General features: G+C 45.5%; 12 protein-coding genes and 2 pseudogenes. 11 read left to right on the top strand and 3 right to left on the bottom strand.

All coding sequences use genetic code 11. The annotated features are described in order from the left end of the window. Window positions 1-27 precede the first annotated feature (27 nt). Together VZF35_RS03845 and queG are read left to right on the top strand one after the other, a co-directional pair. Window positions 28-573, top strand: a complete 546-nt coding sequence (locus tag VZF35_RS03845; protein ID WP_407314438.1) for an NADH peroxidase — start codon at window positions 28-30, stop codon at window positions 571-573. Window positions 574-812: 239 nt separating this feature from the next. Then, window positions 813-1,829: a tRNA epoxyqueuosine(34) reductase QueG gene (gene queG / locus VZF35_RS03840; protein WP_407311158.1), complete on the top strand. Its 1,017-nt coding sequence runs from the start codon at window positions 813-815 to the stop codon at window positions 1,827-1,829. 167 nt (window positions 1,830-1,996) lie between these two features. On the opposite strand, the gene VZF35_RS03835 is transcribed toward queG, so the two are convergent. The 3 genes from VZF35_RS03835 to VZF35_RS03825 form a co-directional block, all read right to left on the bottom strand. Then, window positions 1,997-3,160, bottom strand: a complete 1,164-nt coding sequence (locus VZF35_RS03835) for an aminotransferase class I/II-fold pyridoxal phosphate-dependent enzyme (RefSeq protein ID WP_407311156.1) — start codon at window positions 3,158-3,160, stop codon at window positions 1,997-1,999. Next, window positions 3,157-3,654 carry an Lrp/AsnC family transcriptional regulator gene (locus tag VZF35_RS03830; RefSeq protein ID WP_407311154.1) on the bottom strand — a complete coding sequence of 166 codons (498 nt, stop codon included), beginning with the start codon at window positions 3,652-3,654 and terminating at the stop codon, window positions 3,157-3,159. Before VZF35_RS03830 ends, VZF35_RS03835 begins: the two co-directional genes overlap by 4 nt. An 87-nt stretch (window positions 3,655-3,741) precedes the next feature. Further along, on the bottom strand, window positions 3,742-5,691 hold the full coding sequence (locus VZF35_RS03825; protein WP_407311152.1) for an aconitate hydratase: 1,950 nt from the start codon (window positions 5,689-5,691) through the stop codon (window positions 3,742-3,744). A gap of 271 nt (window positions 5,692-5,962) precedes the next feature. On the opposite strand from VZF35_RS03825, the gene VZF35_RS03820 reads away from it, so the two are divergent. The 9 genes and pseudogenes from VZF35_RS03820 (at window position 5,963) to VZF35_RS03780 (ending at window position 12,169) form a co-directional block, all read left to right on the top strand. Then, window positions 5,963-6,172 (top strand): zinc ribbon domain-containing protein, encoded by a 210-nt coding sequence (locus VZF35_RS03820; protein WP_407314436.1) that lies wholly within the window; start codon window positions 5,963-5,965, stop codon window positions 6,170-6,172. Next, window positions 6,147-6,659 carry a tRNA (cytidine(34)-2'-O)-methyltransferase gene (locus VZF35_RS03815; RefSeq protein ID WP_407311150.1) on the top strand — a complete coding sequence of 171 codons (513 nt, stop codon included), beginning with the start codon at window positions 6,147-6,149 and terminating at the stop codon, window positions 6,657-6,659. Before VZF35_RS03820 ends, VZF35_RS03815 begins: the two co-directional genes overlap by 26 nt. Window positions 6,660-6,674: 15 nt before the next feature. Beyond that, a complete protein-coding gene (locus VZF35_RS03810; protein WP_407311148.1) occupies window positions 6,675-7,523 on the top strand; it encodes an MTAP family purine nucleoside phosphorylase in 849 nt (282 codons plus the stop codon). After that, on the top strand, window positions 7,520-8,560 hold the full coding sequence (locus VZF35_RS03805; RefSeq protein WP_407311146.1) for a glycosyltransferase family 4 protein: 1,041 nt from the start codon (window positions 7,520-7,522) through the stop codon (window positions 8,558-8,560). The genes VZF35_RS03810 and VZF35_RS03805 overlap by 4 nt, the downstream gene beginning before the upstream one ends. A gap of 54 nt (window positions 8,561-8,614) precedes the next feature. Then, window positions 8,615-9,571: a glycosyl hydrolase family 18 protein gene (locus VZF35_RS03800; protein WP_407311144.1), complete on the top strand. Its 957-nt coding sequence runs from the start codon at window positions 8,615-8,617 to the stop codon at window positions 9,569-9,571. Between the two features lie 22 nt (window positions 9,572-9,593). After that, window positions 9,594-10,291: pseudogene (locus VZF35_RS03795) on the top strand (metal-dependent hydrolase). Window positions 10,292-10,434: 143 nt separating this feature from the next. Continuing rightward, window positions 10,435-10,575, top strand: coding sequence for a cleavage protein (locus VZF35_RS03790; protein ID WP_407311142.1), 141 nt, complete (start codon window positions 10,435-10,437; stop codon window positions 10,573-10,575). 1 nt (window position 10,576) lies between these two features. Beyond that, on the top strand, window positions 10,577-10,774 hold the full coding sequence (locus VZF35_RS03785) for a small, acid-soluble spore protein, alpha/beta type (protein WP_407311140.1): 198 nt from the start codon (window positions 10,577-10,579) through the stop codon (window positions 10,772-10,774). A gap of 70 nt (window positions 10,775-10,844) precedes the next feature. Beyond that, window positions 10,845-12,169 (top strand): annotated as a pseudogene (locus tag VZF35_RS03780) (DRTGG domain-containing protein). The last annotated feature ends 66 nt before the right edge of the window (window positions 12,170-12,235 follow it).

The following is a 12,235-nucleotide window of genomic DNA, read 5'->3' as shown; positions in this document are numbered from 1 at the left end:
TTTTTTGAGGGGGATTTAAAAACAATGATTAAGAAATTTGTTTGTTCAGTATGTGGTTATGTATTTGAAGGAAACGAAGCGCCAGAACAATGCCCGCAGTGTAAGGCTCCTAAAGCTAAATTCTCTGAGAAAAAGGAAGGCCTGTTGCAGTGGGCAGATGAGCATAAAATTGGGGTAGCTCAAGGAGTAGATCCTGAAATTCTCGAAGGCTTAAGAGCTAATTTTATGGGAGAATGCACTGAAGTCGGGATGTACCTAGCGATGAGTCGACAAGCAGATCGTGAAGGCTATCCGGAAGTCGCTGAAGCCTATAAAAGAATAGCCTTTGAAGAAGCGGAACATGCTGCCAAGTTCGCAGAGCTGCTTGGGGAAGTAGTTTTTGCGGATACTAAAAAGAATTTAGAAGTCAGAGTTGAAGCTGAATTTGGAGCATGTCAAGGTAAAAAGGATATTGCGACAAAAGCTAAACAACTCAACTACGATGCGATTCACGATACCGTTCATGAAATGTGCAAAGATGAAGCAAGACATGGATCTGCCTTCAAAGGCTTGTTAGACAGATATTTTAAATAAACCGGTACTATGCGGCGTAGCTCTATGAGCTACGCCCGAAAACCGGGGACACCTGTCCCCCGGTTTTCCTGATTTATCATGTCGCTGAACTTCAAAGCCCTTTCCAGCACGACCAAAAACATACCAAGACCAACAGATCAAAACTCTCCGGTTTTAGCGGATGGCTGTTTAATTATCTGGAGATAAGTTAGAATGTAAGATGGAAGTTTTTTATTGTTGAATGGCTAGGGGGAGAGTTCATGGTATCAGATGGACTGGGGGATTGGAAAAAAGATATAACAAAGTGGGCTTTAGATTTAGGCTTTGTCGCTATCAGATTTACAACTGCGGAACCGATTGCGGGCCTTGAACACTTCTTGCAGACACGTTTCGAACAAGGTATGTCAACACCTTTTGAGCATAAGGAAATCAGGCAAAGAGTCGATCCTAAGACGGTTTGGCAGGACTGCAGGGGAATGGCAGTTTTAGCTTATCCACTGCCACATACAGTTGCTCCGGACAAAGGAGAGGGCGTTTTGGCCCGCTCAGCCGTTGGGGAAGACTATCATCGTGTTATTAATCAAAGATTAAAAGAACTAAACAAGAGAATGGTAATCCATCATTGGCCAGGTGAGCTGCGATGGCAGGTGGATACAGGGCCGCTCGTGGAGCGGGCCTTTGCAGTCCGGGCAGGGCTCGGTTGGATTGGACGAAATCAGCAGCTTATAATACCGGGTTACGGCTCGTTTGTGTGTTTAGCTCTGCTGCTTCTGGACCGTGAGATTCCAATCGATGATACAATCTCTAATCTGTGCGGTAATTGCCAGAAATGTGAACAGGCTTGCCCGGCCCAAATTCTCGGTAAGGAATTTTTCGCAGCCAGAAACTGCTATTCTTATCTCACCCAGAGTAAAGAAGTCCTAACAATGGCAGAAGGCAAAGGACTAGGAGCTCGTATTTTCGGATGCGACACTTGTCAAGAGGTTTGTCCCCACAATCAACCATGGATTCAGGAAGAGCTGAAGGATTTATCTCCGGCTAGCCCAAAACGAGGGGTTGATTTGCTCAATACATTGAGCTTAACAAAAGGAGAGTTCAAGAACGATTTTTTTCCTACAGCAGCGGGGTGGCGGGGAAAAGGAATCTTGCAGCGAAATGCCTTTCTAGCAATGCGTCATGCTCAGGATGCTCGACTTAATTTATGGCTGACCATTAGAGAGAAATCGAAAATACCATCGATTCTGACTCCATATCTAGAAAGGAATGAAGAACGATAGGTATGTACAACGTTGGATTTCAAATAATAGGAGGGGCTGTCTCAAAATAGAATGCAATTTCTATTTCAAGACAGCCCCTAAAAATTTGGGAGTATTATAATTTCATTCAACTATACAAGTGGTAAGGTATGTTGCAGAGAACGCTCATCAGTGGAATCTGTGTTGTGCTAGGTTAATCGGCGCTGAACAAAACGAGTGATTCTTTGAAGGGCTTCCTCAAGCTGCTCAAGGGAGTAGGCGTAAGAACAGCGGATGAACCCTTCTCCAGAAGGCCCGAAGGCAGTCCCAGGAACTACGGCTACCTTTTCTTCTTTTAACAGTTCTTCGGCGAAGGCTTCTGAAGATAACTTCGTTCTCGATATATCCGGAAATACGTAAAAAGCGCCTAGAGGTTCGAAACAGTCCAGCCCCATGGATCTGAAACCATGCACCATGAGGCGGCGTCTGCGATCGTAGGCTGAGACCATTTCGTTCTTAGCGTCCGAGGCTGAGCGCAAGGCTTCCAGAGCGGCGATTTGCCCCGTGATAGGGGCGCAGAGCATAGTATATTGATGAATTTTGGTCATTCCGTTGATGAGATCAGGATGACCAGCAACGTAGCCGATTCTCCAGCCCGTCATGGCGTAAGATTTGGAAAAGCCACTGACGAAGAGAGTACGATCGTGCATATCAGGTAAACTTGCAAAGGAAGTGTGGGCACCTTCGTAGGTAAGATCGGAATAAATGTCATCGGCAAGTACGAGAAGATCATGCTGCTTTACAAACTCAGCAATGGGAAGAAGGTCCTCGCGCTGCATGATAGCCCCTGTTGGGTTGTTGGGGTAGGATAAAACCAAGAGCTTTACTTCGGGAGAATAGGCTTTAGCTATATCCTCAACTCTCAAACGGAAGTTTTCTTTAGCATAAGTTGGAACATAGCGGACACTAGCCCCTGCCAAGGTTGCACAGGGAGCGTAAGATACATAGGAAGGGTCAGGAACTAAGACGATATTTCCTGGTTCCAGAACAGCACGCATCACAAGGTCTACGGCTTCACTTGCCCCCGTTGTAATTAGAATTTCTTTCAAAGGGTCATAAGAAAGCCCCAAGGAGACGTGTAAATGGTGGGCGAGCTCTTCACGTAATTCAAAAAGCCCGGCGTTGCTAGTATACATGGTCTGTCCCTGCTCAAGAGAGAAAATGCCGCTTTCACGCACAGTCCAAGGGGTAACAAAGTCAGGTTCCCCCACTCCTAAAGAAATCACGTCTTTCATGGTTGCTACGAGATCAAAAAACTTTCGTATCCCTGAGGGGGGCAAATTGGCAACATGGCTGGCAAGATATCGGTTCATGGTGATATCACGAGACGTTGAAGCGTCTCTTCCTCACCCAGAAGCTCCACTCCGTCTTGTTTATAGCGGCGCAGCATGAAGTGGGTAGCGGTACTCTGGATGTGCTCAAGCGGAGCAAGTTTCTCTGCGACAAAGAGGGCAACATCCTGCATAGTTTTGCCTTCGATAAGCAGAGCTAAATCATACCCCCCAGACATCAGCATCAGAGATTTGATTTCAGGGAACTTTTGTAACCGCTTAGCAATTTTGTCAAATCCGTACCCTCGCTGGGGCAAGACTCTAACTTCAATAAGTGCCGTTACTTTTTCTTCGCCCGTTCGTTCCCAATTAATCATAGGCTGGTATCCAACAATCACTTTTTCCTTTTCCCAATCCGTAATCCGCTTTTTGATATATTCTGTGCTTAAGCCGGTTTGCAAAGAGAGCTCCTCAGGCCCTAAGCGACAGTCTTCAGCTATGATTTTAAGCAATTTACGATCGTCTGATGTAAGCATTAAATCCACCTCTTTAAAGAAATCATACAACAGATTGATAGGATAAACAATATCATAACTTAGAACAACAGGAATTACAATATTGTTTTATATAACAGGAGTTGTATTGGGAGCAGAATTGACTGAGGCCTTCGTCGCATTCAGCAGCCCTCCGGCAAGGAGAATTTTTGCTTGTCGTTCGGTGAGGTCGTGTTTTACCCAGATCGGGTTCGGGTCGTTATCCAGAGTAAGAGCAAAGGGCTCAGAGGATGCAATGGCCTTGTGAATGTCCATAAGTTTCAGAACCATTTTAGATTGGATACGAGCCAAATCTTCTTCATGAACAAAGATGAGAGGAAGGATACCAAAGTTAATTAAATTGGCGCGATGGATACGCGCAAAGCTTTGAGCTAAAACGACTCGAAGTCCCAGGTACATCGGGGCGAGTGCAGCGTGTTCTCGGCTTGAACCCTGACCATAATTGTGGCCTGCTACGATGGCGCTTTGTTTAAATGCTTTCGCTTTTGCTGCAAACTGAGCATCTAGTTTATGAAAGGCGAATTCGGAAATAGCTGGGATGTTGGAACGGAGTGGGAGAATCTTAGAACCAGCAGGCATGATGTCATCTGTTGTTACGTTGTCGCCAAGTTTTAGGACAATCGGCAGGCTCAGTTCATTATCGAGTTTAGGTGCAAGCGGCAGGGGTTGAATATTTGGTCCGCGTTGAATGGGGGTGTTGGGGTCCCCAGGCTGAATAATCATGCTGTCATCGATGCGGAATTGCTGAGGTGAGTCAATGACTGGCGGAAGTCCAAGAGTTCGCGGGTCGGTGATGAATCCGGTTAAGGCACAAGCAGCAGCAACCTCTGGGCTGGACAGAAAGACCGAGGCATCTTGGGTTCCGCTTCGCCCCATAAAGTTCCGATTAAAGGTACGAACTGAGACGGCTTTAGAAATAGGCGATTGTCCCATTCCAATACATGGGCCGCAAGTGGATTCAAGCAGTCGGGCACCGCTGTCGAGAAGATCGGTTAAAGCACCATTATCAGCAAGCATGCTTAAGACTTGGCGTGATCCCGGAGAAATTACTAGGCTTACCTTGGGATGTACGTGCTTCCCTTTAAGGATCCGGCTCACGCGCATTAAGTCTTGATAGGAGGAGTTGGTACAGCTTCCGATGGCTACCTGGTGAACAGGTTGGCCAGCGCGTTCACTGACAGGAACAACATTGTCAGGACTATGCGGTTGAGCGATCATTGGAACGAGTCGTGAAAGATCAATTTCTAAAGTCTCATCGTAAGCAGCGTCGTCATCAGCAGAAAGTGAAACCCAATCTTTGGTTCGACCTTGTGCTTCTAAAAAGCGCAAGGTTTGTTCATCACTGGGAAAGATTGAAGATGAAGCCCCTAATTCAGCTCCCATGTTTGTAATGGTGGCGCGTTCCGGAACTGTGAGGGTTTTTACCCCGGGTCCAGCATACTCGATGATCTTTCCGACGCCTCCTTTGACGGTAAGAGTGCGCAGTATTTCTAGAATGATGTCTTTGGCTGAAACCCATTCTGATAGTTGTCCGACCAACCAGACGCGCAGGACTTTGGGGTTAGGGAGGTAAAAAGGCCCTCCACCCATGGCCACCGCAACATCAAGTCCGCCTGCTCCCATAGCGAGCATTCCCATTCCACCTGCTGTTGGGGTGTGACTGTCTGAACCGAGTAGAGTTTTGCCTGGCTTAGCAAAGCGTTCAAGATGAACTTGGTGACAAATCCCGTTACCGGGACGGGAAAAGTAGGTACCGAATCGCGCGGCTGCACTTTGTAGGAAGGCATGGTCATCCGCATTCTCAAATCCGGTTTGCAGAGTATTATGATCTATATAACTAACCGAGCATTCGGTTCGGACTCTAGCGAGGTTCATGGCTTCAAATTGCAAATAGGCCATTGTACCTGTGGCATCTTGAGTCAAAGTTTGGTCAATTCGCAGAGCGATTTCGCTCCCTTGGTTTAAGTCGCCGGATACTAGGTGGGATGAAAGAATTTTTTGAGTTAGGTTCTGTCCCATGGTAATACCTCCTTTGAATGATATTTACTTTACCAAAAACCTCAAGTAACATCTATAGCTTCCCGGTAAGTATACAAAATATCTGAGAAGAGACTGATAATTCTTAAGGATTTGGCAGGATACCTTCGAATTTCATTGGTGGTTTGAGGTGAAAAAAGCAGATAATAGTTTGGGTTTGTAATAATTTCAGGTTATAATAGTAAATGATAGGCTAGATGTTCAAGAGCTTGTAACTATGTTCTAACTGTCAGGGAGGTATATCGAATTGCCTATGTATGAATTCGGGTGTCCGAGTTGTGGTCTGATGACGACGGAATTATGTCGAATAGGTGAAAATGGAGAGTTCCTAACATGTCTTGGATGTGGACATGAGGGGCTTTTGAAACAAATATCCGGGTTTGCTAGTCCTGGCGTCTCCAAGGGAAGAAGCAGTGGAGCTTGTTCCTCAGGGTGTCATGGAAACTGTGCTGGGTGTCATTGAAAGGGGAGCCATAGTTTTGAACAATCGACTTAATATTGTTTTGGTTGAGCCGGAGATCCCACCAAATACAGGGAATGTGGCTCGACTTTGTGCTGCTACTGGAGCTGTTCTCCATTTAGTAAAACCGCTTGGTTTTAGTATTGATGATAAGCAATTGAAGCGTGCCGGATTAGATTATTGGCATCTGCTTGAGATCTTTTATTATGAAAATTTCAGTGATTTTGAAGAAAAAAACCCTAACGGTCCTCGTTACTTAGCAACGACAAAAGGTGGTCGTTCCTACAGCGATATTGCTTATGAACCTGGGGGATATTTGATTTTTGGTAAGGAAACAAAAGGACTAGCACCGGAAATCTTGGCGCGGTATCCTGATAAGACCGTGAGGTTACCGATGCGCGCAGAGGCACGTTCTTTAAATTTGTCAAATTCCGTGGCCGTGGTTGTTTATGAAGTATTGCGTCAATGGGGATTTCCAAGTCTTGTTTAGAAAGGGGGAGAAGCTATGATACCCAAGGTTGATGTAGGATTAATTTGTGGTTCGAGTACGAATTCGATTTCATTCCCTGCTGATTTATCGATTCCCGGAACAAAGGTCCTTGGTGAAACATTGATTTTTGACACTCCCTTCGGACCATCACCAGAATTCACGCATTTTTCCTATGCCGGTAAAGAAGCCTTAACCTGTCGGATGCACGGGTGGAGGCAAGGTGTCACTAGAGCTCAGGCTTCTCAGCAAATTTTCTGGGTTTTTCACGAAGCAGGCGTGCATGTGGTTCTAACTGAAGGTGGGGTCGGGGGAATTAACCATCTTCTTAAGCCTCGCGATGTCGTCATTCCGCACGATTATTTAGATTTTTCTATGAGGAAGGATGTGTCAATCGGACTTCCCTTTCTCTTAACCATGCGTGAGTCAGTCTGCCCAGACCTTGCCAGAATTCTTTATGAAACCGTTTTGAAAAGTCATCCGCCGAGATATGTTTTTGAACGCGGCGTTTATGTTTGTACGGATGGACGTCATTTTGAAAGCCCTTCTGAAGTTCAGATGTTTAAACAAATGGGCGGCGATATCATTGGTCAATCCATGTGTCCGGAAGTTTATCTGGCACGGGAGATTGGAGCTCATTACGCCAGTGTCCAACTGGTCGTGAATCATGCCGAGGGAGTTGTAAGGGATTGGGAACATGAGGAATTAGCGGATATTTTCTACAATCAGGCAAATGTTGCCGGAGAAATATTGTTAAGTGCTATGGCAATACTTCCGCAAACGTTTTCTTGCTCATGTTTAGAGCTGCGTCAGCCGACCATGCTGCGTGACAAGCTCAAACCAAAGGAGTCGGAGGAACCGTCATGACCTATGTATTGACCTTTACTTTGGCCTTAGTTATTGCATTGATCGGTACTCCTTTCACTATGAAACTTGCCAAAAGGTGGGGAGCGATTGCTTATCCGGGAGGTCGGCATGTTCATAAAAAGCCGATCCCCCGCCTTGGCGGATTGGCGTTATATGCTGGATTCTGGTTGGCAGCTCTGATCGCCCAGGTCTGGGATGATTCCTTCTGGGGGTTATTCCTAGGCAGTTCGTTAATACTGCTGGTTGGCATTTGGGACGATATCCGAGAAATCCGTCCGATGGTTAAGCTTTTTTGGCAAATTGTCGCAGCTTCTTTGCTGGGTTTGAGCTTTTCCATGAATATGATCACTTTGCCCCTGTTTGGAGAAATTAACTTTGTAATGCATGGAGTCGGTGCTATCGGTTTTATTTTAATGTTATTTTGGGTCGTTAGCTTGGTGAATACGGTCAACATTTCAGATGGCTTGGATGGACTGGCCGCAGGGATATGTTTTATGGCTGCTCTGTTGTTGTTCTGGTCGGCTAATCGAATTGACCAAGTCCCCACAGCCCATCTCACGTTAGCCTTAGCAGGAGCGCTGCTTGGCTTCTTAGTGTATAATTTCCCGCCGGCACGTGTTTTCATGGGAGATTCGGGGAGCATGTTTTTGGGATATATAATCGGTGGCCTTTCCATCATGGGGTTGCTTAAAACAGCAACGATTCTTGGCTTAGTTTTTCCGCTTCTGGTCATGGGCATGCCAGTCACGGACTTGACGTTTGCTATTATTCGTCGTAAGCTGCACGGGCAGTCCATGGCTACGGCTGATCGAGGGCATCTGCACCATCGTTTACTGGACGCCGGCCTTACCCAGCGCCAAGCAGTATTGTCAATGTACGGAATCAGCGCTTGCTTCGGTGTGTCAGCTGTCCTTGGAAATAAGGGACAATGGGTTTTAGCTCTAACTATTCTAATTATTGTCTTCGCTTTATTAGTCATTATTTTAATGCGCAGGACTGCGATGCTGGCGGTTTTCGGTCGTCGCCATTCAAAATAGTTCCTCACTTCTTACCCTACCGATGCATATGATGATCGGAAAGGGGGTATAAGTATGCCATTAAATGTGTTTGCATTTTACAATGGTCTTAATGAGCAAGCCAAGGGTTATACTTACTTTCAACGTTATGGAAGTACTATCCGGCAATTAGATATCTTTCAGATACCGATCCAAAATAATGGGACGCTCGTGGGTCGCCCTAGTCGTCGGCTCATAAATGAGGCACATGCCAAAGGAATTAGGGCCTTTTTAACTGTCAGCAACTTAACGTCTGGAGGGCGCTTTTCAACGGACTTGCTTGGACGTTTGGTACGGGATCAGAACTTTGCTAATTTTGTTTGGGGAAACATACGAAATCTCTTGGCTGAGTATCAATTTGATGGGGTTAATCTGGATTTGGAAAAAGGGAAGCCGGAAGATCGCGCTCTTTTCAGTCAGCTTATCCAAACCTGGTCGGCAAAGTTCCGCCAAGCCAATTTTTTGGTGACGATTGATGTCCCGGCGAAATCCTCAGATGAACCGCTTGATCCTTGGAAGGGCGCTTTTGACTTTAAGATCATAGGGCAAGCTGTTGACGAGGTGATCTTGATGACGTATGAAGAGCATTGGCCAGCAAGTCCTCCGGGGTCTGTGGCCTCTATACCATGGGTCAATGAAAATTTAAACTATGCTTTGGCGAATATCCCTGCCCAGAAGATTTACATGGGTATTCCACTCTATGGCTATGACTGGCCTGAACGAGGATCTGCTCAAGTTATTAGTTATCAACGGGCTATTGATCTTGCCAAACGCTTCGGTGCTCCAATTCGCTGGGACGCCAGGCAGCATAGTTCCTATTTCCACTATGAAACCATGGGAATTAAGCATACTGTGTATTTCGAGGATCCTCGAAGTTTGAGAGACAAATTGGATCTTGCCCTAAGCAAAGGTATCAGAGGAGTTGCACTTTGGGAAATGAACTTGAGCTATCCTGCTTTCTGGGAGGTACTTCAAGCATATTCAGCTCGTTAAACTATGGGATGGAGGTTAAAGAATGAATATTCGTTTCCATGGACACGCTTGTTTCGAAATCGAAAGTGATGCAGGAAGAATCTTAATTGACCCTTTTTTAAGAGATAACCCGAGTACAACCACCAAGCCTGAAGACTTCACACAGCTCGATGCCATTTTAGTAACTCATGGACATCACGATCATCTGGGTGATGCTGTGTGGTTATCGAAACAAACCGGGGCTCCTATTATCGCAGTTTATGAGCTAGCTGCATATTGCCAGAGTCAGGGTGCAACGACTCATGCTATGCATCTTGGGGAAAGCATCTCTTTCCCTTCGGGTGGGTTAAGCTGACCTTAGCACTTCACGGATCTGGGATTGAAGAGGGTGAGGGGCCAATGCTCTATGGTGGCCCTCCGTGCGGATTCCTGCTTCAAATCGAAGGAAAATGGCTCTATCATGCCGGAGACACCGGACTGTTTGGAGATATGGAACTTATTGGAATGCGCCATCCCCTGGAGGTTGCCATGTTGCCGATAGGAGATAATTTTGTTATGGGCGTTGAGGAAGCGGCGCATGCTTCGCAATTACTTCGCCCGAAAGTAGTTATCCCTATGCATTATAATACATTCCCTCTCATAAACCAGGATGTCGGAGAGTTCCTGCGGATGCTGCAACGCAGAGTTCCTGAGACCCAGGGCAAAGTACTTAAAGCCGGAGAATCTTTTGAGCTAATTTAGATTACTTAGACATTATGTGTTTAAAACGTTTTTGAATGTTGATAGAACGGTTAATTATTTAAAGAAGCAAAATATCCCGCTTGAATTTCAAGCGGGATATTTTTATGCAAAAACGGTAAAACTCAGAGTAAGGAGATGAGAACATGACTAGAAAATTATGCGCACTTCGTTGCTTATACGGAGTAGATGGGCATTGCCGCTTGGAACACTTATTAGGAGATCGAGGGCCGAATTGTCCACATTATGAAGAGGATCTCTATACCATGAGCAGGGGGAGGATTTAAGATGAAATCATCAAAACCTAGGGTTAAGCGGATTGATCCCTTAGAGCCGTTGAAAATGGAAATAGCCGCAGAGTTAGGTCTTTTGGAGCAAGTTCAGACAAAAGGCTGGCATTCTTTAAATGCCAAGGACGCCGGTAAAATTGGCGGGCTTATGACTCAACGGCGGAGACGGGAAAATCTTAAGGATCAGAACGAATAGGTATGGCTCGTTCTTCAATCATATGGTATAATTGTAGACCGTATAGTAATAAGTGGGGAGCGTAAGTCAGTTGACAAAGCATCAACAAATTTTAACATTTATTGAAGATTTAGCTATCGGCAGTAAGGTATCTGTTCGTTTTATAGCCAAAGCACTGGACGTTAGTGAAGGGACAGCCTATCGTGCCATTAAAGAAGCCGAGGCTAAAGGATTAGTCCGTTCTATTCCGAAAGTGGGCACCATACGCATTGAAGGAGTCAAAGAACGCCAAATCGAGGATCTAACGTTGCGTGAAGTTTCACAGATCGCCGAAGGGGTCGTGATTTGTGGTTTCGAGTATCTTGATCGCTCCCCCATAAATTTATCATTGCTTCGATGGAACTGGATGCTATGGGACGCTATTTGGAAGAAAAGGCGTTATGCATTGTTGGCAACCGTCGTAATGCCCAGATTTTTGCCTTAGAGCATGATGCCTCTTTGTTGATCACAGGTGGGTTGGAACCTGACGAAGATGTTGTAGCTTTAGCCCGCCAACGAGAATTAGTCATTATTCAATCGCCCTATGATACATTTGCGGTGACATCCATGATTAATCGCGCTCTTTATGATCGATTAATTCAGAAAGAACTTATTTTAGTAGAAGACATCATGGTCAAAGATGTCAGTTATTTGAAGGAAGATGCCACCGTTGAAGATTGGCGTGAGCTTTCCCAAAGAACGGACCATAGTCGTTTTCCGGTAGTAGATAAGGATATGAATCTCGTTGGGATTGTGACGGCGGTTGATGTTGCCGGAGCAGATCTGAAAACTCCGATCAAAGAAGTTATGAACGCTAATCCATTCATGGTAGGTCGTGACGACCCTGTCACTCATATTTCCCGAATCATGGTCTGGGAAGGATGGGAAATAGCCGTAGTGGCAGATCAGGGCAAACTGATCGGAATTATCAGCCTGCAAGATGTCATTGAAGCATATCAGCAAGTTCAAAAACAGCCTCAGTTTGGGGAAACAGTTGATAATCTGGTGCTAAGCGGTTTTCGGTTTGTTGATGATTCAGAACATCTTTCCATCGAAGGGGAAATTACCAATGCTATGGTAGATGACTATGGATCGGCCAGCTGCGGTGTCATTGTTACAGTCATGAATATGGCGGGATATATTGGCCTGCGGAAGAAATATCGCCTAAATGCCATCACGGAAAATTTCACGTTGTATCAGCTTCAGCCTATCCCGGTGGGAACGGAAATTAAGGTGACTGCCAAGCTTCTTTTAGTCGCTAAGAAACATTGTAATATTGAAGTAGAAGTTATGGTTGAGAAAAATGTGGTAGCCAAAGGTTTGATGACTGCGCGAATCGGAGACAAAAAATTGGTCAGCGAAGCAACACTTCAGTAGGGAAACCATTTATAATTATGTAGAAGTCTTTTTTTATTCATTGCTCGCCTAAATTGATAAACTAGA

The organism is Desulfosporosinus paludis, assembly GCF_045689965.1.
GTDB classification, from domain to species: Bacteria; Bacillota; Desulfitobacteriia; order Desulfitobacteriales; family Desulfitobacteriaceae; genus Desulfosporosinus; species Desulfosporosinus paludis.
This window is presented reverse-complemented; position numbering and strand designations above follow the sequence as displayed.

What these genes read in the sequence shown, in the direction of transcription:
- VZF35_RS03830 (WP_407311154.1), bottom strand. Translation starts at nt 3,654, where the DNA reads ATGCTTACATCAGACGATCGTAAATTGCTTAAAATCATAGCTGAAGAC.
- VZF35_RS03800 (WP_407311144.1), top strand. Translation starts at nt 8,615, where the DNA reads ATGCCATTAAATGTGTTTGCATTTTACAATGGTCTTAATGAGCAAGCC.
- VZF35_RS03835 (WP_407311156.1), bottom strand. Translation starts at nt 3,160, where the DNA reads ATGAACCGATATCTTGCCAGCCATGTTGCCAATTTGCCCCCCTCAGGG.
- VZF35_RS03805 (WP_407311146.1), top strand. Translation starts at nt 7,520, where the DNA reads ATGACCTATGTATTGACCTTTACTTTGGCCTTAGTTATTGCATTGATC.
- VZF35_RS03810 (WP_407311148.1), top strand. Translation starts at nt 6,675, where the DNA reads ATGATACCCAAGGTTGATGTAGGATTAATTTGTGGTTCGAGTACGAAT.
- VZF35_RS03820 (WP_407314436.1), top strand. Translation starts at nt 5,963, where the DNA reads ATGTATGAATTCGGGTGTCCGAGTTGTGGTCTGATGACGACGGAATTA.
- VZF35_RS03825 (WP_407311152.1), bottom strand. Translation starts at nt 5,691, where the DNA reads ATGGGACAGAACCTAACTCAAAAAATTCTTTCATCCCACCTAGTATCC.
- queG (WP_407311158.1), top strand. Translation starts at nt 813, where the DNA reads ATGGTATCAGATGGACTGGGGGATTGGAAAAAAGATATAACAAAGTGG.
- VZF35_RS03790 (WP_407311142.1), top strand. Translation starts at nt 10,435, where the DNA reads ATGACTAGAAAATTATGCGCACTTCGTTGCTTATACGGAGTAGATGGG.
- VZF35_RS03785 (WP_407311140.1), top strand. Translation starts at nt 10,577, where the DNA reads ATGAAATCATCAAAACCTAGGGTTAAGCGGATTGATCCCTTAGAGCCG.
- VZF35_RS03815 (WP_407311150.1), top strand. Translation starts at nt 6,147, where the DNA reads ATGGAAACTGTGCTGGGTGTCATTGAAAGGGGAGCCATAGTTTTGAAC.